We start from the raw sequence: 19,099 nt of genomic DNA, 5'->3' as shown, positions 1-19,099 counted from the left end.
CATGCCTGCCGAAAATCCCATCCAGCTGGTTGTTGACGAGGACTCCCAAGTCTTGTCCGCCATCTACCAGCCGGATGGCGACAACCCAGTGCCTCCCACGCGCCAGGCGCTCGAGGCCGCGGTCCAAGCACACGAATGGGGTCTCGAGGTGCTGGACGAAGATCTGGTCGCCTCGTTCCTGAACGCCTGCCATGACGCCGATGGCCCCGTGCGCCTGGCCATCGGCGCCATCGTCATCCATGGCTCGTTCGAACTGGACGTCACGCCAGACCTGATGTCGGCCATGCTGACGCTCACGCCCCCGCGCGGCGGCAAGCCCGTCACGGAAGAAGACGTGCGCGCCGCGCTGACGGCCAGCGGCATCGTCGCGGGCATCCTGGACCTGACGCTGCGCGATCTCATCGCGCAAGGCGAATGCGAGCGCGTCGTCATTGCCGAGGGCAAATACCCGGTGCCGGGCCGGGAGGGGCACTTCGAGAGCCTGCTTGAATCGCTGACGGTGCGCCAGCGCGAGGACGACGAGAACGCGATCATCGACTACCGCGAAATGGGCAACCTGACGCTGGTCGAGCCGGGCGAGCCGCTGATGCGCCGCATTCCCAGCACGCCGGGCGAACCCGGCCACAACGTGCTGGGCCGCCCCATCGAGCCGCCGCCCCTGCCCGACGTGCCGTTCGCCCCCAACCTGACCGGCGTCGAAACCGACCCCGACGACCCCGACCTGCTGCTGGCCGCCATCGCGGGCGTGCCGATGGTGGTGCCGCAGGGCGTGCAGGTGAACTCGCTGGTCGAGGTCGACGCCGTCGACCTGACCTCGGGCAACATCGAATTCGACGGCACGCTGCGCGTGAAGGGCGACATCACCATGGGCATGCTGGTGCGCGTCACCGGCGACGTGGTGGTCAATGGCACCATCGAAGCCGCTCACGTGCATGCGGGCGGCAACATCACCGTCAACGGCGGCATCGTCGGCATGGCCGACACCTTCACCCGCGACAACCGCGGCAACAGCCGCCAGGCCCACATCAGCTGTGGCGGCACCGTCAAGGCGCGCTTCCTGTCCAACGCGGAAGTCAGCGCGGGCAAGAACGTGGCCATCGAGCGCGAAGTGCGCCAATGCACCATCAGCGCCGGCGAAAGCGTGCTGGTGGGCCCGCCGGGCTCGCAGCAAGGCGCCGTCACGGGTGGCGTCATCCACGCCTTGAAGTCGGTGCAGTCGGGCATCCTGGGCTCGATGGCCGCCGCCCCCACCGAGGTGCGCGTGGGCACCGACCCCCATGCGGCCTCGAAGCGCGCCGCGCTGGAGGAAGAGCGCCGCGACCTGACCGACAAGAAGGACAAGCTGGAAAAGCTGGTGCTGTTCCTGAAGGTCAATCCGCAGAAGAACGTGAACGGCGTGGGCGAACGCGCCGCCAACACGCTGAACCAGGTGCTCGCCGGCCTGACCGATCTCCAGGCCCGCGAAGAACAGCTCAATCGCGACCTGATGCCGCTGCAGTCGGCCACCATCACCGCCAAGAAGCGTTTCTATGGCGGCGTGAAGCTGTTCATCGCCAACCGGCGCATGGAATTCATCGAAGACCAGATCGGCGGTCGCGCCGGCCTGGAAAACGGCGAGATCGTCGTCCGCTGACCGCCCTGCCCGGGGCCGTTTGCATGGCCCCGCAAGCCGCGATGCCTGGCGCCTACGGCGATGACCGCGCCGCTGCTCCCAGGCGCGGCATCACTTTCACATAGACCAGTTCGCTGACCAGCTCCACCAGGGTCTGGGCGACGATCACCGCGGGCACCCACGGCACCGCGCCCGGAATGGCCAGCCCCAGCGGCAACACCACCAGGGAGTTGCGCGTGGCGCTGCTGAACGCCACGGCGCGCCCTTGCTCCGCGGGCAAGCCCCACAGGCGGGCGCAGCACCAGCCCAGCAGCGGCGCCGCCGCCGCGAAGACCACATAGAGCGGCGCCACGGCCAACGCGGCGTCCGCGGCTCGTCCCAACTGCGGCATGACCGCCGCCACCACCACGAACAGCACCACGGCCGTCGCCGGCACGGGCAGCAGGCCCAGCGCGGCCACGGCTGACCGGCCGCCCCCCGGGCGCGCCGCCCACGCCTGGCACGCCGCGGCCAATGCCAGCGGCACGGCGATCAGGTAAAGGAAGGCGTGCAGGAAGGGGGGCCAATGCACCAGTCCCTTGCCCGCATCGCCCAGGAACAGCCCGAGGAAGACCGGCAGCAGCAGCATCTGCATGGCCAGCAGCACCGGCATGGCCGCCAGCAAGGGCCGGGTATCCGATCGCCCCAGATACGCGAAGGTGACGACGTAGTCGATGCAGGGTGTCAGCAGCACCAGCAGGACGCCGATGCGCGGCAGCGGATCGGCCGGCAGCCATGGCAACAGCGCGAAGACCAGCGCGGGCACCAGCACGAAATTGGCCGTGAGCAAGGCCCCCAGGAAACGCAGGTTGGACAGCGCCTGGCGCAGCTCGGTCAGCGGCACCTGCAGGAAGGTGACGAACAGCATGAACCCCAGCAAGGGGTCGATGAGCGGCGCCAGGGACGCCGTGCCCGGCACCCGCCAGGCCAGCAGGACAGCGGCCGCGACGGCGGCGAAGTAGACGGGAACCTGCCGGGTTTCGAGCAGTTCGCGCGCGTGGGAAAGGGACACGGATGGCCTGGGGAAAAGCGTGGCGGCCGGCGCCGGTCAGCGGCGACGCCGGAGGATCGGCCCCAAGAAATACCACATGGCGGCCACGCCGCATCAATACCACATGGCGACCACGCCGCATCGAATGCCTCGCGCCGCGCCCCCTGGCAGCCGGGCCGAGACCACAGGGTACGCATGCGCCGGGAAACACGGCAGCATCTCCCTTCCCGTTCCATCTCCGGGATTTCCCTGACGTGGAAGTCCGTATTGCACCCCACCGCGCTTGCGTTATATATTTCAAACCTAAACTATATAAGCCTGTACTGTCCTTTGCCGGGCACGCCGTCCCGCAGGGCCTCACGGAGTACGCGTCATGAAAATCGTCTGCCTGGGCGGCGGTCCCGCCGGCCTGTACTTCGGGCTGCTGATGAAGCTGCAGGACCCCGCGAACGAAGTCGTCGTGGTCGAGCGCAACCGTCCCTACGACACTTTCGGCTGGGGCGTGGTGTTTTCCGACGCCACCATGGACAACCTGCGGCAGGCCGATCCCGTCTCGGCACGCACCATCGGCGATGCCTTCAATCACTGGGACGACATCGACATCCATTTCAAGGGCCGCAGCATCCGCACCAGCGGCCACGGCTTCATCGGCATCGGCCGCAAGCACCTGCTGAACATCCTGCAGGCGCGCTGCGAGGAAGTCGGCGTGCAGTTGGTGTTCGAGACCTACGTGCAGGACGACCAGGCGCTGGCGCGCCAATACGACGCCGACCTGGTGGTGGCGGCGGACGGCCTGAACAGCCTGGCGCGCACGCGCTACGCCGACACCTTCAAGCCCGACATCGACCAGCGCCGCTGCCGCTTCGTGTGGCTGGGCACCACCAAGACCTTCGACGCCTTCACCTTCGCCTTCGTCGAGACCGAACATGGCTGGTTCCAGGCGCACGCCTACCGTTTCGAGGACGGCATGTCGACCTTCATCGTCGAAACGCCGCAAGAGACCTGGCAGGCCAGCGGCATCGAGTCCATGAGCCAGGAAGAAGGCATCGCCTACTGCGAGAAGCTGTTCGCGCCCTGGCTCGACGGCCATCGCCTCATCAGCAACGCCGGGCACCTGCGCGGCTCGGCCATCTGGATCCGCTTTCCGCGCGTCATCTGCAATACCTGGGTGCACTGGAACACGCTGGACACCGACCGCGGCCAGCGCCGCGTTCCCGTGGTGCTGATGGGCGACGCGGCGCACACGGCGCACTTCTCCATCGGCTCGGGCACCAAGCTGGCGCTGGAAGACGCCATCGAACTGGCGCGCTGCCTGCAAGGCGCGCAAGACCTGCCCGCGGGGCTGCAGCACTACGAAGACGTGCGCAGCGTCGAAGTGCTGAAGATCCAGAACGCCGCGCGCAATTCCACCGAATGGTTCGAGAACGTGCAGCGCTATGCCGGCCTGCCGCCCGAGCAGTTCGCCTATTCGCTGCTGACGCGTTCGCAGCGCATCTCGCACGAGAACCTGCGGGTGCGCGACGCCAGATGGCTGCAAGGCCACGAGGCCTGGATCGCCGAACAGGCTGGCGCGCCCGCCGACGCCAAGCATCCGCCGCTGCCCATGCTGACGCCCTACCGCGCGCGCAGCGTGCGCCTGCCCAACCGCATCGTCGTGTCGCCCATGGCCATGTACTCGTGCCAGGACGGCGTGCCCGGCGAGTTCCACCTGGTCCACCTGGGCGCGCGCGCGCTGGGCGGGGCGGGCCTGGTCATGGTCGAAATGACCTGCCCCTCGCCCGACGCGCGCATCACCCCGGGCTGCCCGGGATTGTGGAACGACGAACAGGCCGAGGCCTTCGCGCGCATCGTGCGCTTCGTGCACGGCAACAGCCAGGCGCGCCTCGGCATCCAGCTGGGCCACGCGGGCCGCAAGGGATCCACCCAACTGGGCTGGCAGCGCATGGACCATCCGCTGCCCGATGGCAACTGGCCGCTGCTGTCGGCCTCGGCGCTGCCGTACCTGCCCGGCATCTCGCAAACGCCGCGCGCCATGACGCGCGACGACATGGACCGCGTGCGCGACGAGTTCGCCGCCGCCGCGCGCCGCGCCGCGCAGGCCGGCTTCGACTGGCTGGAGCTGCACTGCGCGCACGGCTATCTGCTGTCCAGCTTCATCTCGCCGCTCACCAACCAGCGTGCCGACGAATACGGCGGCAGCCTGGAGAACCGCCTGCGCTATCCGCTCGAAGTCTTCCAGGCGGTGCGCGCGGCGTGGCCCGACAACCTGCCCATGTCCGTGCGCATCTCGGCGCACGACTGGGTCGAGGGCGGAATCGACGGCGACGACGCGGTCGAGATCGCGCGCGCCTTCAAGGCCGCGGGCGCCGACATGGTCGACTGCTCGTCCGGCCAGGTCAGCCCCGACCAGCAGCCGGTGTATGGCCGCATGTTCCAGACGCCCTTCGCCGACCGCATTCGCAACGAAGCCGGCATTCCCACCATCGCCGTGGGCGCCATCTTCGAGGCCGACCACGTCAACGGCATCATCGCCTCGGGCCGCGCCGACCTGTGCGCACTGGCCCGCCCGCACCTGGCCGACGCCGCCTGGACGCTGCGCGAAGCCGCGCACGTGGGCTTCCGGGACGTGCCGTGGCCGCCGCAGTACGCCGCCGGCAAGCGCCAGCTGGAAACCAATTTCGAACGCGCCCATGCCCTGGCGCAACAGGACACCAAATGAACCACGCCTCCCTTCCCCTGGCCGGCCGCCATGCCCTGGTGACGGGCGCGGCGCGCGGCATCGGCCTGGCCTGCGCGCGCGCGCTGCTGGCGCAGGGCGCGGCGGTCACGCTGCTGGGCCGGGACGCCGCCACGCTGCAAGCCGTCGCGGACGGCCTGGGCGCGGCGCAGCGCGTGGGCATCGCCAGCGCCGACGTGGCCGACGCGGCCTCGGTGCGGGCCGCGTTCGCGCAAGCCGCCGAACGCCATGGCCCGGTGCACGTCCTGGTGAACAATGCCGGCCAAGCCATCAGCCAGCGCTTCGACCGCACCGACGCCGCGCTGTGGCAGACCATGCTCGACGTCAACCTCAGCGGCACCTTCCATTGCATGCAGGCCGCCCTGCCCGGCATGCTGGAACAGGGCTGGGGCCGCATCATCAACGTGGCCAGCACCGCCGGGTTGGTGGGCTACGCCTACGTCGGCGCCTATTGCGCGGCCAAGCACGGCGTCATCGGGCTGACGCGCGCCGTGGCGCTGGAGGTCGCGCGCAAGGGCGTCACGGTCAACGCGGTGTGCCCCGGCTACACCGACACCGACATCGTGCGCGATGCGGTGGCCAACATCGTGCAGAAGACCGGCCTGAGCGACACCGATGCGCGCGCGCGCCTGGCCGAACGCAATCCGCAGGGCCGCCTGGTCGATCCGCAAGAGGTCGCCGACACCGTGGCCTGGCTGGCGTTGCCCGCCTCCGCGTCCCTCAACGGGCAGGCCATCGCGCTCGATGGCGGCGAGGTGGCGGGCTGATCCGCTGCCCGGCCCCATACGCATATCCCTGGAGACACGCATGTCCGAACACACCATGAAGCACCACCGGCGTCCGTACGCGGGCTACGAAGCCCGCACCTTCCTGTGGCAGGTCTCGCGGGACGGCAAGGTCGGCACCATCACGCTGAACCGTCCCGAGCGCAAGAATCCGCTCACTTTCGACTCCTATGCCGAGTTGCGCGACCTGTTCCGCGGCCTGGTGTATGCCACCGACATCAAGGTGGTCGTGGTCACCGGCGCGGGCGGCAACTTCTGCTCGGGCGGCGACGTGCACGAGATCATCGGGCCGCTGACGAAGATGAGCATGCCCGAACTGCTGGACTTCACCCGCATGACGGGCGACCTGGTCAAGGCCATGCGCGCCTGCCCGCAGCCCATCGTGGCCGCGGTCGATGGCGTGTGCGCCGGCGCGGGCGCCATGGTGGCCCTGGCTTCCGACATGCGCCTGGGCACCGCGGCCGCGCGCACCGCATTCCTGTTCACCCGCGTGGGCCTGGCGGGCGCCGACATGGGCGCCTGCACGCTGCTGCCGCGCATGATCGGCCAGGGCCGCGCCAGCGAGCTGCTATATACCGGCCGCGCCATGAGCGCCGACGAAGGCCTGCAATGGGGCTTCTTCAACGCCCTGCACGAACCCCAGGCGCTGGCCGAAGCCACGGCGCAACTGGCGGCGCAACTGGCCGCCGGTCCCACGTTCGCGCACGGCGTCACCAAGAAACTGCTGCACCAGGAATGGAACATGGGCGTGGACGAAGCCATCGAGGCCGAAGCCCAGGCCCAGGCCATCTGCATGCAGACGCGCGACTTCCACCGGGCCTACGAGGCCTTCGTCGACAAGCGCAAACCCGAGTTCGCCGGAGACTGACCATGCCCATGCGCGATGCCTCCTGGCTGGACTGGCCCTTCTTCGACGACAGCCATCGTGCCCTGGCGCACGAACTGGACGCCTGGTGCGGCCAGGCGCTGGCGCACATCGACCACCGCGACACGGACACCGCCTGCCGCACGCTGGTGCGCATGCTGGGCGAGGCCGGCTGGCTGCGCCATTGCGTGCCCGCGGGGCCGGACGGCGCCTGGGGCGGCAAGCTGCCGCAGGTGGATTCGCGCGCGGTCTGCGTGCTGCGCGAAACCCTGGCGCGCCACGAGGGCCTGGCCGATTTCGCCTGCGCCATGCAGGGCCTGGGCAGCGGCGCCATCTCGCTGATGGGCGCCGACGACCTGCGGCGGCGCTACCTGCCCGCCGTGGCCAGCGGCCAGGCCATCGCGGCCTTCGCGCTGTCCGAACCCGAGGCGGGCTCCGACGTCGCGGCCATGGCCTGCGAGGCGCGCGCCGAGGGCGGCCACTACGTCCTGAATGGCGAGAAGACCTGGATCTCGAACGGCGGCATCGCCGATTTCTACTGCGTCTTCGCGCGCACCGGCGAAGCGCCCGGCGCCCGCGGCATCAGCGCCTTCGTGGTCGATGCCGACACGCCCGGCCTGGACATCGCCGAACGCTTCGACCTGATCGCGCCGCATCCGCTGGCCCGCCTGCGGTTCTCCAACTGCCGCATTCCGGCCAGCCAGCGGCTGGGCGATCCCGGCCAGGGCTTCAAGCTGGCCATGATGACGCTGGACATCTTCCGCGCCTCGGTGGCGGCCGCCGCGCTGGGTTTCGCCAAGCGCGCGCTGGACGAGGGCCTGGCGCGCGCGCGCGAGCGCCGCATGTTCGGCCAGACGCTGGCCGACCTGCAACTGACCCAGGCCGCTTTCGGCGACATGGCCACCGCCATCGACGGCGCCGCGTTGCTCACCTACCGCGCCGCCTGGCTGCGCGACGTCAAGGGCGTGCGCACCACGCGCGAGGCGGCCATGGCCAAGATGGCGGCCACCGAGTCGGCGCAATCCGTCATCGACCGCGCCCTGCAGATGTTCGGCGGCGCCGGCGTGGTGTCCGGGCAGCCTGTGGAAAAGCTCTACCGAGAAATACGCGCTCTGCGCATCTATGAAGGCGCCACCGAGGTGCAGAAGCTGATCATCGCTCGCGAACTGCTCAGGGCCTGACACGCGCAGGCCCGAATACGCATACGGCAATGCCGACAACAAGGGGAAATACCATGGAAGCATCCGCGCACGTAGACACCTTCGCCCGAGACAACCTGCCGCCGCCCGAGCTATGGCCGGAGCTGCTGCTCGACGGCCCCGACGTGGCGTATCCCAAGCGGTTCAACTGCGCGGTCGAACTGGTCGACGCCATGGCCGCGAATGGCCACGGCGAGCGCGTCGCGCTGCGCTGGCTGTCCGAGTCGGGGCCGGCCACGATGACGTACGAGCAGTTGCGCGTGCTGACCAACCGCATCGCGCATGTGCTGGTCGACGACATGAAGCTCGTGCCCGGCAACCGCGTGCTGCTGCGCGGCCCGAACAATCCCATGATGGCGGCCGCGTGGCTGGCGGCCATCAAGGCGGGGCTGGTCACCGTGCCCACCATGCCGCTGCTGCGCGCCAAGGAACTGCACCAGATCATTGAAAAGGCCCGGGTGCAGGCCGTGCTGTGCGACGCTCGCCTGAAGGACGAGGCCCTGGCCTGCAAACAGGAAGGCCACGAGCACCACTGCGACCAATTGGGCCCGGTCATGCTGTTCAACGACGCCGCGCCCGATGCCCTGGATGCGCTGGCGGCCGCCAAGCCCGCCGAGTTCAAGGCGTGCGACACCTCGGCCGAGGACGTCTGCCTGATCGCCTTCACCAGCGGCACCACGGGCCTGCCCAAGGGCTGCATGCATTTCCACCGCGACGTGCTGGCCATGTGCGACCTGTTCCCGCGCCACGTCATCCGGCCCACGGCCGACGACGTGTTCTGCGGCACGCCGCCCCTGGCTTTCACCTTCGGCCTGGGCGGGCTGCTGTGCTTCCCGCTGCGCGCGGGCGCCAGCACGGTGCTGTCCGAGAAGCTCACGCCCGACCTGCTGCTGCAGACCATCCAGCAGTTCCGCGCCACCATCGTCTTCACCGCGCCCACGTTCTACCGCCAGATGTCCGCGCTGGCCGGCAAGTACGACATCTCATCCCTGCAGAAAAGCGTGTCGGCGGGCGAGGCCCTGCCCGACGCCACGCGCCAGCTCTGGAAACGCGCCACCGGCATCGAGATGATCGACGGCATCGGCGGCACCGAGATGATCCACGTCTTCGTCTCCAGCCCGCCCGACAGCGTGCGGCCCGGCGCCATCGGCAAGGTGGTGCCTGGCTACGTCGCGCAGGTGGTGGACGACGAGATGCGCCCCGTGCCCAACGGCACGGCGGGACGGCTGGCGGTGCGCGGTCCCACCGGCTGCCGCTATCTGGCCGATGAACGCCAGCGCAAATTCGTGCAGCAAGGCTGGAACCTGCCGGGCGACACCTTCGTGCAGGACGACGACGGCTATCTGTTCTACCAGGCGCGCAACGACGACATGATCATCTCGGCCGGCTACAACATCGCCGGCCCCGAGGTGGAAGACGCGCTGCTGCGCCACGAGGCCGTGGCGGAATGCGGCGTGGTGGGCGCGCCGGATGACGAACGCGGACAGGTGGTGAAGGCCTACGTGGTGCTCAAGCCCGGCTACAAGGGTTCCGAGGCGCTGGCCTCTGCCATGCAGGCCTTCGTGAAGGACAGTATCGCGCCGTACAAATACCCGCGCGCGATCGCGTTCGTGACCACGCTGCCGCGCACGGAAACCGGCAAGCTGCAGCGCTTCGCGTTGCGCCAGATGGCGGCTGGCAACGCTCCCGTCCCCACCGCCAAGAGCGCGGCATGAACGAGCCCCTGGCGACCCCAGACGCGGATCCGCTGCCCTCCGAGGGCAGCGGCGGCGCACAGGACACGGCCCCGCCGGACGCGGCCCGCCCCTTCGAAAGCCAGGTCGAGGTGCGCTTCCGGCACTGCGACCCGGCGGGTATCGTGTTCTATCCGCGCTACTTCGAGATGATCAACGACTTCGTCGAAGAGTGGTTCGACAAGGGCATGGGGCTGCCTTTCCACACGCTGCACGTCGAGCAGCAGATCGGCACGCCGCTGGCGTCGGTGCAGTGCGACTTCCGCGCGCCCAGCCGCTGGCACGAAAGACTGCGGCAGGTATTGACGGTACGGCACATCGGCGGCGCATCGTTGCGCGCCGAGGTGCGTTTCGAAGGAGGGGATGGGCAGTTGCGCCTGTCGGCGCTGCTGACCATCGTGACGGTGGACCTGCGCACCATGCGTTCGACGCCGCTGCCGGACGCATTGCGCGCCCGCATGGCCGACTACCTGGTGCCGGCCCCGCGAGACTGAAGCTTTCTACAAAAGGATGATGGACATGAAGATTCTGCAACCGCCCGACTGGATGCCGCCGCGCGGTTATTCCAACGGCATGCTCGTCGAGATGACGCCGGGCTCCCGCCTGGTGTTCGTGGGCGGACAGATCGGCTGGAACGGCCAGCAGCAGTTCGAGACGGACGATTTCGCGCTGCAGGTCAGGCAGACGTTGGCCAATATCGTCGCGATATTGCATCAAGGCAGCGCGCGGCCGGAGCATATCGTGCGCATGACGTGGTACGTGAAGAACAAGCAGGAGTACGTGGCCGCGTATCCCGAGATCGGCAAGCACTATCGCGAGCTCATCGGGCGGCATTTCCCGTCGATGACCGCGGTCGAAGTCGCCGACCTGGTCGAGGATAGGGCCAAGGTGGAGATTGAGGTCACTGCAGTGGTGCCGCCGGAGATGACGGGTGGGGATGCTTGATTGATTGTCTGGGATGTCTTCTTCAGGCGGCGGGTGGTGCTTTGAAGGCGTCTTCGGCCGGGGTTGGCGCAGGCCGCGCCGGCCGAAGACTCACATCAGTGGCATTCGGCGGCTGATGGGACAGCGCCTCGCGGATGGCATCGTGCTTCTCCCCTGTCAATGAGGAGGGAGGAAGATCACGGTCAGCGTTTCAGGCGGTACTCCACCCTGCTGGCTGGAGTGCGGAAAACATTGCGTGCAGTGGCGTGCTCATCCTTTATGAGAGCAGTGCAGACCCCCGCCCTCCACAAGATGCGTCGCCGCATGGCGACGCATCTGTCTTGCGTCTACTGGTCCACCAGGGGGTAGAAACAGGCGGCTGCCCGCTCGCCGCCCAGCCCCGCCAGCGGCGGCACCTGGGCCGAGCACTGGGGCTGGGCGCGGGCGCAGCGCGGGTGGAAGGTGCAGCCCGGCGGCAGGTGCGTCGGGGCGGGGATCTCGCCTTCGATGCGGGCCAGGCGGATGCGGGCCTGGGGGTCCGGCACCGGGGACGAGTCGCGCAATACGCGGCTGTAGGGGTGCAGCGGCTTGTCCAGGACGCGGGCCGTGGGGCCCTGCTCGATGATGCGGCCCAGGTACATGACGCACACGGTATCGCAGAAGTGGCGGACCACGCCCAGGTCGTGCGAGACGAAGACGAAGGACAGGCCGCGCTCGGCCTTCAGGCGTTCCAGCAGTTGCAGGATCTGCGCCTGCACGGATACGTCCAGGGCCGACACGGGTTCGTCGGCCACGATCAGGTCGGGGTCGAGCACCAGGGCGCGGGCGATGCCGATGCGCTGGCGCTGGCCGCCCGAGAATTCGTGCGGATAACGGTCCAGCGCGGAGACGGGCAGGCCGACTTCCTGGATGGTGCGTTCGACTTTCTCGTCGATCTGCTGGGCCGTGCCCAGGCGATGCACGCGCAGCGGCTCGGTCAGGGCCTGGCGCACGGTGCGGCGCGGGTTCAACGAGGCATACGGATCCTGGAACACGATCTGGATGCGCTGGCGCAAGGCGCGCAATGCCGAGGAGCTGGCGCGGCGCAGGTCCTGGCCGTCGAAGTGGATGCTGCCCTCGTCGGGTTCGATCAGGCGCAGCAGCGTGCGGGCCACGGTCGACTTGCCGCAGCCGGACTCGCCCACCAGGCCCAGCGACTGGCCGCGCGCCACGCTGAAGGACACGTCGTTGACGGCGCGCACGACCTGCCTGGGGCCGCCCAGCAGGCCGCCGCCGCTTTCGAAGCGCTTGACCAGGTTGCGCACTTGAAGAAGGTCGCTCATGGGTTTCCTTGATTCTGGCCGGCGCGCACCAGGCAGCGCACCTGATGGCCGCCGCCGATGTCGCGCAGGCGCGGCGATTCGGCTTCGCAGCGCGGCTGGCGCAGCGGGCAACGGGGCGCGTAGGCACAGCCGCGCGGCATGGCGGTGATGGGCGGCACGCTGCCCGGGATGGGTTCGAGCACGTCGCTGTCGGTATCCACGCGCGGCATGGCGCGCAGCAGCGCTTCGGTATAGGGATGCAGCGGCCGTGCGAACAGCGTGGCGACGTCGGCGGTTTCCACGACCTCGCCGGCGTACATCACCGCCACGCGGTCGGCGATCTGCGCCACCACGCCCAGGTTGTGCGTGATGAACAGCACGGCCATGCCGTGCGCGGCCTTCAGGTCCGACAACAGGCTCAGGATCTGCGCCTGGATGGTCACGTCCAGCGCGGTGGTCGGCTCGTCGGCCAGCAGCACGCGGGGCTTGCAGGCCAGCGCCATGGCGATCATCACGCGCTGGCGCATGCCGCCCGAGAACTGGTGCGGGAAGTCGTCGAAGCGCCTGGCCGCCGCCGGGATCTTCACTTCTTCCAGCGCTTCCAGCGCCAGCGCGCGCGCCTCGCGCCACGTCAGGCGGCGATGCTGGCGGATGGCCTCGGCGATCTGGTCGCCCACCGTCATGGTGGGGTTCAGCGAGGTCATCGGCTCCTGGAAGATCATGGCCATGGCGTTGCCGCGCAGCTGCGCCATGCGGCGCTCGGACAACCTGGACACGTCCTCGCCTTCCAGCAGGATCTCGCCGCCGCCATGCCGGGCGCCGGCCTGCGGCAGCAGCCGCAGCACCGACAAAGCGGTCACGCTCTTGCCGCTGCCGGACTCGCCGACCACGGCCAGGGTTTCGTTGCGCCGCACGGTCAGCGACACGTCGCGCACGGCGGCATGCCAGGCGCCGCCGACACGGAATTCCGTGCGCAGATTGCGCAGTTCCAGGACAGGTGCGTTCATTGTTCATCTCCGTGCGGCAGCAGGCGGGGTTCGACGCCGGCCGGGACAAGACAGGTCATCGATTTCACGACCGCTCCGAACGCAGTTTGGGATCGATGGCGTCGCGCAGCGCGTCGCCCAGCAGGTTCAGGGCCAGCACCGTGACCAGGATGGCGACGCTGGGGAACACCGTCAGCCACCAGGCGTCCAGGATGTTCTCGAAGCCTTCGCGGATCATGCTGCCCCAGGTGGCCGCGGGCGGCGGCACGCCCAGGCCGATGAAAGAGAGCGAGGCCTCGGTGCGGATGGCCGAGGCCATCCACAGCGAACCCAGCACCACCACGTCCGAGATCATGTTGGGCAGGATGTGCACGCCCATCAGCCGGAACGGCCCGTAGCCCAGCGCCCTGCCCGCCTCGACGAAATCGCGCTGTTTCAGGGCGATGGTGGGCGCGCGCGCCACCCGCACGAAGGGCGCGATCTCGGTGATCGCGATGGCGATGATCAGGTTCTCCAGGCTGGCGCCCAGCATGGCGGCCACCATCAGGCCCAGCAACAGCGTGGGGAACGACAGCAGCACGTCGACCAGGCCCATGATGAACTGGTCGATCAGGCCGCCCACGTAGCCGGCGATGATGCCCAGCGCGGAGCCGATCGTCATGGCGATCAGGATGGCCACGAAGCCCACCAGCAACGACACGCGGGCGCCGTGGATCAGGCGCGACAGCACGTCGCGGCCGTAGCTGTCGGTGCCCAGCCAGAACTGCGCCGACGGCGGTTCCAGGCGATAGGCGATGTTCTGCTGCAGGGGATCGTGCGGCGCCAGCCAGGGCGCGAACACGGCGGCCAGCACGATCAGCAGCAGCAGGCCGATGCCCACCCACGACAGGCGGTTCCTGCGCAGGGCCTGCCACAGCGCGTGGGTCTGCGGCGTGACGGAAGCGGTGGCGGTAGCGGCGCTCATTGGTATTTCACCCGAGGATCGACCAACCCGTACACCAGGTCGGTCAGCAGATTGACGACGATCACGCAGGAGGCGAACACGATCATCAGCCCTTGCAGCAGGGTGTAGTCGCGCGCATTCAGCGCCCCCAGGATCAGCTTGCCCAGGCCGGGACGGTTGAACACGATCTCGGTCAGCACCGAGTTGCCGATCAGCGTGCCGAAGTACAGGCCCACCACCGTGACGATGGGGATCAACGCATTGCGCAGGCCGTGGCGCAGCACCAGCCGCAGCGGCCGCACGCCCTTGGCGCGCGCGGTGCGCACATAGTCTTCACCCAGCACGCCCAGCATCGACGAGCGCGTGACGCGCATCACGTACGCCGTCATGATCAGGCCCAGGTTGAAGGCCGGCAGCACCAGGTTGCGAAGCTGCGTGGTCCAGTCGCCGGACACCGAGGAACCGATCACCGGAAACCAGCGCAACTGGATGGCGAACACCAGCAGCATCAGGATGGCCGACACGAAGGCGGGAAACGACAGGCCCGTCAGCGACAGCAGGCGGCCCAGGTAGTCGGGCCAGGCGTTGCGGCGCAGCGCGGCCCAGATGCCCAGCGGCAGGCCGAAGACCACGCCGATCAGCACGGCGGCCAGGGTCAGCTGGATGGTCCACGGCAGCACCAGCGCCACCTCCTGCAGCACGGTGCGGCCGCTGGCCATGGACACGCCGAAGTTGCCGGTCAGCATGTCGCCCAGGAAGCGCAGGTACTGCTGGAACATCGGCAGGTCCAGGCCCAGTCGCTCGCGCAGGGCCGCCAGGGCCTCGGCGCTGGCCTGGTCGCCCAGCATCACCGCCGCCGGATCGCCCGGCACCAGCCGCACCAGCACGAACACGGCCGTCAGCATGGCCAGCAGCGTGGGGATGGCCAGCAACAGGCGCTTGATGGCATAGCGCATCATGATTGCTTCTCCTGCGCGGCGGCCTGCATCAGCCGTTGCGCCTGTATGTGCTGGATGGGCCGTTTCGTCGAGCCGCGCACCACCAGATCGGCCAACGTGGCGCCCACCACGGGCACCAGCTCGAAACCGTGGCCCGAAAAGCCGAAGGCATGGAACACGCCCGGCGCGTTGGGCGAGGGGCCGACCACGGGCAGCAGGTCCTCGGTCTTGGCTTCCAGGCCCGCCCAGACACGCACGATGCGGATGTCGCGCACCATCGGGAACAGGTCGACGGCGGCGCGCGCGCCCTTGGACAGCACGCGCATGCGGGCCGTCGAGGTCTCGCGGTCCAGGTCGGGGATGCCCTGCAGGCCGCCGCCGATCACCAGCGTGCCCTGGTCCGACTGCTTGAACGACAGCGAGCGGCCCATGATGGCCACCACCGGCCTGATGAAGGGACGCAGCCGTTCGCTGACCATCATCATCGAGGACTTGGTGGCCAACGGGATCTCGTCGCCCACCATCGCGGCGATGCGCGCGGACCAGGCGCCCGCGGCATTGACCACGGCCGGTGCGATCCAGGCGCGGCCGCCGGCCAGCACGGCCCAGTCCTGGCCGCGCCGCTCGATGGCGGTCACGCCGCACTGCTCGGCGATCTTCACGCCCGCGGCCTCGGCGCTGCGCCGGAAGGCGCGCAGCGCGCGATGCGGATCGGCCGCGCCGTCGCGCCGGGCAATGGAGGCGCCCAGGCAATGCGGGCTCAGGTCGGGCAGCAGGCGCCGCAGTTCGTCCTGGCCGATGAGTTCTTCGTGCGTGTAGCCATCGGCGCGCAGGCCGTCGACCCGCGCCCGCAGCTTGGCCAGCGCGTCGGGCGTCTCGGCCACGCAGATCTGGCCGTTGGGGTGGAAGCCGCAGTCGTCGCCCACCAGCGATTCCAGCGCATGCCACATGTCCATCGATTCGAGCGACAGGTCCAGCTCGCGGCGGTCGCGGTTCAGCGTGCGCACGCCCGCCGCGGTGGCGCCAGAGGCATGGCGGCCCACCCAGTGCTTCTCCAGGACGACCACGCGCTTGCCGGCACGCGCCAGGTGCAGCGCCGCCGACAGGCCGTGCAGACCGCCGCCGATGACCACGGCGTCCTGGCTTGCCTCGGGCGGGCGCGTCAACACTGGCGCGCTCATGTCTGCCCCCCATCCACATCCAGGCTGGCCAGTTCGCCCAGCGTCAGCGGCTTGAGCGGCGGACGGATGCGGTAGAAGCCGACCTCGGCCACGGGCCTGCCCTGCTGCTGCGCCACGATGTTGGCGATGGTGTAGCCGCACTGGCGGCCCTGGCACGGGCCCATGCCCGCGCGGGTGTACGACTTGATCTGGTTGGGACCGGGCTGGCCGATGCGCGCGGCGCGGCGGATATCGCCCGCGGTCAGCTCCTCGCAGCGGCACACGATGGTGTCGTCCGACGGCGCAATCACGGTGGCGCGCGGCGGATACATCGCGTCCAGCATGGGACGCAGGCTCAGGTCGCCCGCCAGCCTGGCGCGCAGCGGCCTGGCGCGGTGGCGCGCGCCGGCGTCGGTGATGGCGCCCGCGCGCAAGGCGATACCGATGGCGGCCAGTTCCCCGCGTACCGTGGCGGCCTTGGCGCCGCCGATGCCCGCGCCGTCGCCGGCCACGAACACGCCGGCCTGGCTGGTCTGGCCCCAGGCATCCAGCTCGGGCGCCATGCAGGCCTGGGCATCGTTCCAACGGTGCTCGCACTCCAGCGCGCGCGTCATGTGGATGGACGGCACCACCCCCTCGTGCGCCAGCAGCACCTGCGCGGGCTTGCGCACGGTCTTGCCGTCACGCGTGGTGTACTCGATCTCCCGCAGGCGGCCATCGCCCGAGGCGCGGAACTGCGTCACGCCGCGCACGCGTGGCACGCCGGCGCGCCTGAGCTCGCCCAGCCAGCCCAGGCCCTTGCGGATTTCAGGCCAGCCGCGCAGCGCGGCCGGCAGGTGCGGCAAGGCGCGCTTCCACATATCGGGCGGCGCCGTATCCAGCCAACCGGCGATGCGGCCGCCGGCGCGCAGCAACTGCGCCATGTACAGCAGCGGCAACGGACCGCTGCCGGCCACCCACACGGGCTGCGCGGGCACCTGGCGCGACGTCTTCAGCAGGATCTGCGCGGCGCCCACCGTCAGCACGCCGGGCAGCGTCCAGCCCGGGAACGGCGCGGGACGCTCCTGCGCGCCCGTGGCCAGCAGCACGTTGTCGGCGCGCACCACTTCGGCCTTGCCCGCATGGCTCATGTACACATGCCAGCCCGGCTCGATCTGCCAGACCTGCGTCTGCGGTTCGTACAGGGCGCCGCAGGCGCGGAACGCACGGGCCAGGCCGGCGCCCGCGCGGTACTCGTCGCCCAGCAGCGCGCCGGTGGGCGTGGCCGCCACGGTCTCGACCGCGCGCCAGATCTGGCCGCCCGGCGCGGGCTGCTCGTCCACCACGATCACGGAAAGGCCGGCGGCGCGCAGGCCGATGGCCGCGCTCATGCCGGCGGGGCCCGCGCCCACGATCAGTACGTTGAATTCGCGCATCATGGCTGCACGCTCCGCTTGCCCATCTGGCGCAGGACCTGCATGCCTTCGCGCACGGTCGTCAGGCAGGTCTGGGTAGAGGCCACGCCATCCACGATCGCCAGGCAATCGAAACACACGCCCATCATGCAGTAAGGCGCGCGGGGGCTTTCGTGCACGGGGGTCGTGCGCGAGGCTGGCTGGGATTGGCGCAACAGCACCGCGGCGACCGTCTCGCCGGGCGAGGCTTGCACGGGCTGTCCGTCTATCGTCAAGGTCAGCGCCGGCGCGCCGGGGTCATCCAGCTTGCGGAACATCGAAGCGTCCATGGTGAAAGGCATCCAGGTCGGCGGGCACGGCGCCGTGGGCCAACGCGCGGGCATAGGGCCCCGCGTGGTACGACGCCAGCGTCACGCCGGAGTGACAAAGCGCGATCGACGCGCCGGGAAAATCAGCCGACTCGGCATAGACCGGGCAGCCGTCGGAAGTCATGACGCGCAGGCACGACCATTGCCGCACCAGGCGCGCGCCGGCCAGGGTGGGCAGCACGCGCAGGGCGTTGCGGGTCATGCGCACGGCGGCATCGGTGGTGGTGGACAGGTCGTAGCCGACGCGCTCCTGCGTCAGCCCGATCAGCACGCTGCCCTCGCCCGTCTGGCGCATGCCGCTGGCCGGCAGCGGCAGCATGGGCGCCAGCCGTTCGGTGACGAGGATCTGGCCGCGCTCGGGGCGCAGCGGCACGTCCAGGCCCACCTGCCGGCCCAGCGCGGTGGAGCCCAGCCCCGCAGCGATGACCACGCGCGCCGCGCGCCAGGCGCCGCCGGCGGCATCGACCTCGAACCCGCCGCCCGCCATCGGGCGGACAGCCGTGACGGCATGACGCCCGCGCAGGTCGCCGCCGCGCGAGATGAAGGCCGATTGCAGCGCGGCCAGCAGGCGCAGGGGGTTGGCATGGCCGTCCTGCGCGCCGTGGCTGGCCCCGGACACGTCCGGTCCCAGCCGCAGCGCCGGATAGCGGCGCATGATCTCGCCGCGATCCCACATCTGGACGCACGGCGCCTGCTCGGGCGCCTGCTGCTGCCACTGCGCCATGCGCGCGGCCCGCTCTTCCAACTGCTTCTCGCCGAAGCAGTAATGCAGGCCGCCCCGCTGGTCGTAGGCCAGGTCGATACCAGTCTCGGCCTGCAAGGCCGCGGCGAACTCGGGCCACAGCCGCACGGCCTGCCGCGACAGGCGCTGGTAATGCGGATGGTCGTAGCCCTTGCCCTGCAACCACACCAGCCCGAAATTGGCCTTGGCCGCGCGGAAATCCGTATCGCCGCCGTCCAGCATCAGCACGCGCTGGCCGAAGCCGGCCAGGCCGCAGCCGATGGCCGCGCCCACCATGCCGGCGCCGGCGACGATGACGTCGTAGTCCTCAGCCATGGCGCGCTCCTCGCGCCACGCGGCATGCTTGCGGTAATCTTGAGCCCCGCGACGCGGCACGCATGCC

At 69.8% G+C, this 19,099-nt stretch carries 17 protein-coding genes; 8 read left to right on the top strand and 9 right to left on the bottom strand.

Translation table 11 applies throughout. From position 1 onward, the window contains the following. Position 1: 1 nt before the first annotated feature. Positions 2 to 1,633 carry a DUF342 domain-containing protein gene (locus A6745_RS20760; protein ID WP_066131528.1) on the top strand — a complete coding sequence of 544 codons (1,632 nt, stop codon included), beginning with the start codon at positions 2 to 4 and terminating at the stop codon, positions 1,631 to 1,633. A 52-nt stretch (positions 1,634 to 1,685) separates the two neighbouring features. Here A6745_RS20760 and A6745_RS20755 read toward each other — a convergent pair whose 3' ends face one another. Next, positions 1,686 to 2,663: an arsenic resistance protein gene (locus A6745_RS20755; RefSeq protein WP_066131527.1), complete on the bottom strand. Its 978-nt coding sequence runs from the start codon at positions 2,661 to 2,663 to the stop codon at positions 1,686 to 1,688. Positions 2,664 to 3,015: 352 nt separating this feature from the next. Between A6745_RS20755 and A6745_RS20750 the strand changes: the two genes are divergently transcribed. The 7 genes from A6745_RS20750 to A6745_RS20720 are packed head-to-tail and all read left to right on the top strand — an operon-like array spanning position 3,016 to position 10,906. Continuing rightward, on the top strand, positions 3,016 to 5,361 hold the full coding sequence (locus A6745_RS20750; protein ID WP_066131526.1) for a bifunctional salicylyl-CoA 5-hydroxylase/oxidoreductase: 2,346 nt from the start codon (positions 3,016 to 3,018) through the stop codon (positions 5,359 to 5,361). Then, entirely contained in the window at positions 5,358 to 6,146 is a 789-nt protein-coding gene (locus tag A6745_RS20745) for an SDR family NAD(P)-dependent oxidoreductase (RefSeq protein ID WP_066131523.1), read from the top strand. The genes A6745_RS20750 and A6745_RS20745 overlap by 4 nt, the downstream gene beginning before the upstream one ends. Before the next feature lie 40 nt (positions 6,147 to 6,186). After that, positions 6,187 to 7,032: an enoyl-CoA hydratase family protein gene (locus tag A6745_RS20740; protein WP_156513479.1), complete on the top strand. Its 846-nt coding sequence runs from the start codon at positions 6,187 to 6,189 to the stop codon at positions 7,030 to 7,032. 8 nt (positions 7,033 to 7,040) lie between these two features. Continuing rightward, entirely contained in the window at positions 7,041 to 8,210 is a 1,170-nt protein-coding gene (locus tag A6745_RS20735) for an acyl-CoA dehydrogenase family protein (RefSeq protein WP_066132286.1), read from the top strand. A 53-nt stretch (positions 8,211 to 8,263) separates the two neighbouring features. Continuing rightward, the gene (locus tag A6745_RS20730; RefSeq protein WP_066131522.1) at positions 8,264 to 9,943 is read left to right on the top strand and encodes an AMP-binding protein; all 1,680 of its coding nucleotides are present in this window, start codon (positions 8,264 to 8,266) and stop codon (positions 9,941 to 9,943) included. Next, positions 9,940 to 10,455 (top strand): acyl-CoA thioesterase, encoded by a 516-nt coding sequence (locus A6745_RS20725; RefSeq protein ID WP_082853204.1) that lies wholly within the window; start codon positions 9,940 to 9,942, stop codon positions 10,453 to 10,455. The genes A6745_RS20730 and A6745_RS20725 overlap by 4 nt, the downstream gene beginning before the upstream one ends. A 25-nt stretch (positions 10,456 to 10,480) precedes the next feature. Beyond that, positions 10,481 to 10,906 (top strand): RidA family protein, encoded by a 426-nt coding sequence (locus tag A6745_RS20720; RefSeq protein WP_066131521.1) that lies wholly within the window; start codon positions 10,481 to 10,483, stop codon positions 10,904 to 10,906. 326 nt (positions 10,907 to 11,232) lie between these two features. On the opposite strand, the gene A6745_RS20715 is transcribed toward A6745_RS20720, so the two are convergent. The 8 genes from A6745_RS20715 to A6745_RS20680 form a co-directional block, all read right to left on the bottom strand. Continuing rightward, positions 11,233 to 12,207, bottom strand: coding sequence for an ABC transporter ATP-binding protein (locus tag A6745_RS20715; RefSeq protein WP_066131519.1), 975 nt, complete (start codon positions 12,205 to 12,207; stop codon positions 11,233 to 11,235). Beyond that, positions 12,204 to 13,193 carry an ABC transporter ATP-binding protein gene (locus A6745_RS20710; protein ID WP_066131517.1) on the bottom strand — a complete coding sequence of 330 codons (990 nt, stop codon included), beginning with the start codon at positions 13,191 to 13,193 and terminating at the stop codon, positions 12,204 to 12,206. The genes A6745_RS20715 and A6745_RS20710 overlap by 4 nt, the downstream gene beginning before the upstream one ends. 64 nt (positions 13,194 to 13,257) lie before the next feature. Next, on the bottom strand, positions 13,258 to 14,136 hold the full coding sequence (locus tag A6745_RS20705; RefSeq protein WP_066131513.1) for an ABC transporter permease: 879 nt from the start codon (positions 14,134 to 14,136) through the stop codon (positions 13,258 to 13,260). Beyond that, complete coding sequence (locus A6745_RS20700; RefSeq protein WP_066131512.1) at positions 14,133 to 15,074, bottom strand: ABC transporter permease; 942 nt, start codon at positions 15,072 to 15,074, stop codon at positions 14,133 to 14,135. Before A6745_RS20700 ends, A6745_RS20705 begins: the two co-directional genes overlap by 4 nt. Further along, positions 15,071 to 16,234 carry an NAD(P)/FAD-dependent oxidoreductase gene (locus A6745_RS20695; RefSeq protein WP_066131509.1) on the bottom strand — a complete coding sequence of 388 codons (1,164 nt, stop codon included), beginning with the start codon at positions 16,232 to 16,234 and terminating at the stop codon, positions 15,071 to 15,073. Before A6745_RS20695 ends, A6745_RS20700 begins: the two co-directional genes overlap by 4 nt. Beyond that, entirely contained in the window at positions 16,231 to 17,631 is a 1,401-nt protein-coding gene (locus A6745_RS20690) for an NAD(P)/FAD-dependent oxidoreductase (protein ID WP_066131507.1), read from the bottom strand. Before A6745_RS20690 ends, A6745_RS20695 begins: the two co-directional genes overlap by 4 nt. Further along, the gene (locus A6745_RS20685) at positions 17,628 to 17,924 is read right to left on the bottom strand and encodes a (2Fe-2S)-binding protein (protein ID WP_066131505.1); all 297 of its coding nucleotides are present in this window, start codon (positions 17,922 to 17,924) and stop codon (positions 17,628 to 17,630) included. Before A6745_RS20685 ends, A6745_RS20690 begins: the two co-directional genes overlap by 4 nt. Further along, positions 17,905 to 19,032, bottom strand: coding sequence for an NAD(P)/FAD-dependent oxidoreductase (locus tag A6745_RS20680; RefSeq protein WP_066131498.1), 1,128 nt, complete (start codon positions 19,030 to 19,032; stop codon positions 17,905 to 17,907). The genes A6745_RS20685 and A6745_RS20680 overlap by 20 nt, the downstream gene beginning before the upstream one ends. Between the last annotated feature and the right edge of the window lie 67 nt (positions 19,033 to 19,099).

It is taken from the genome of Bordetella ansorpii (assembly GCF_900078705.1).
GTDB classification, from domain to species: domain Bacteria; phylum Pseudomonadota; class Gammaproteobacteria; order Burkholderiales; family Burkholderiaceae_B; genus Bordetella; species Bordetella ansorpii_A.
The sequence above is the reverse complement of the archived record's forward strand: the minus strand, read 5'-3'. Positions and strand labels throughout refer to the sequence as shown.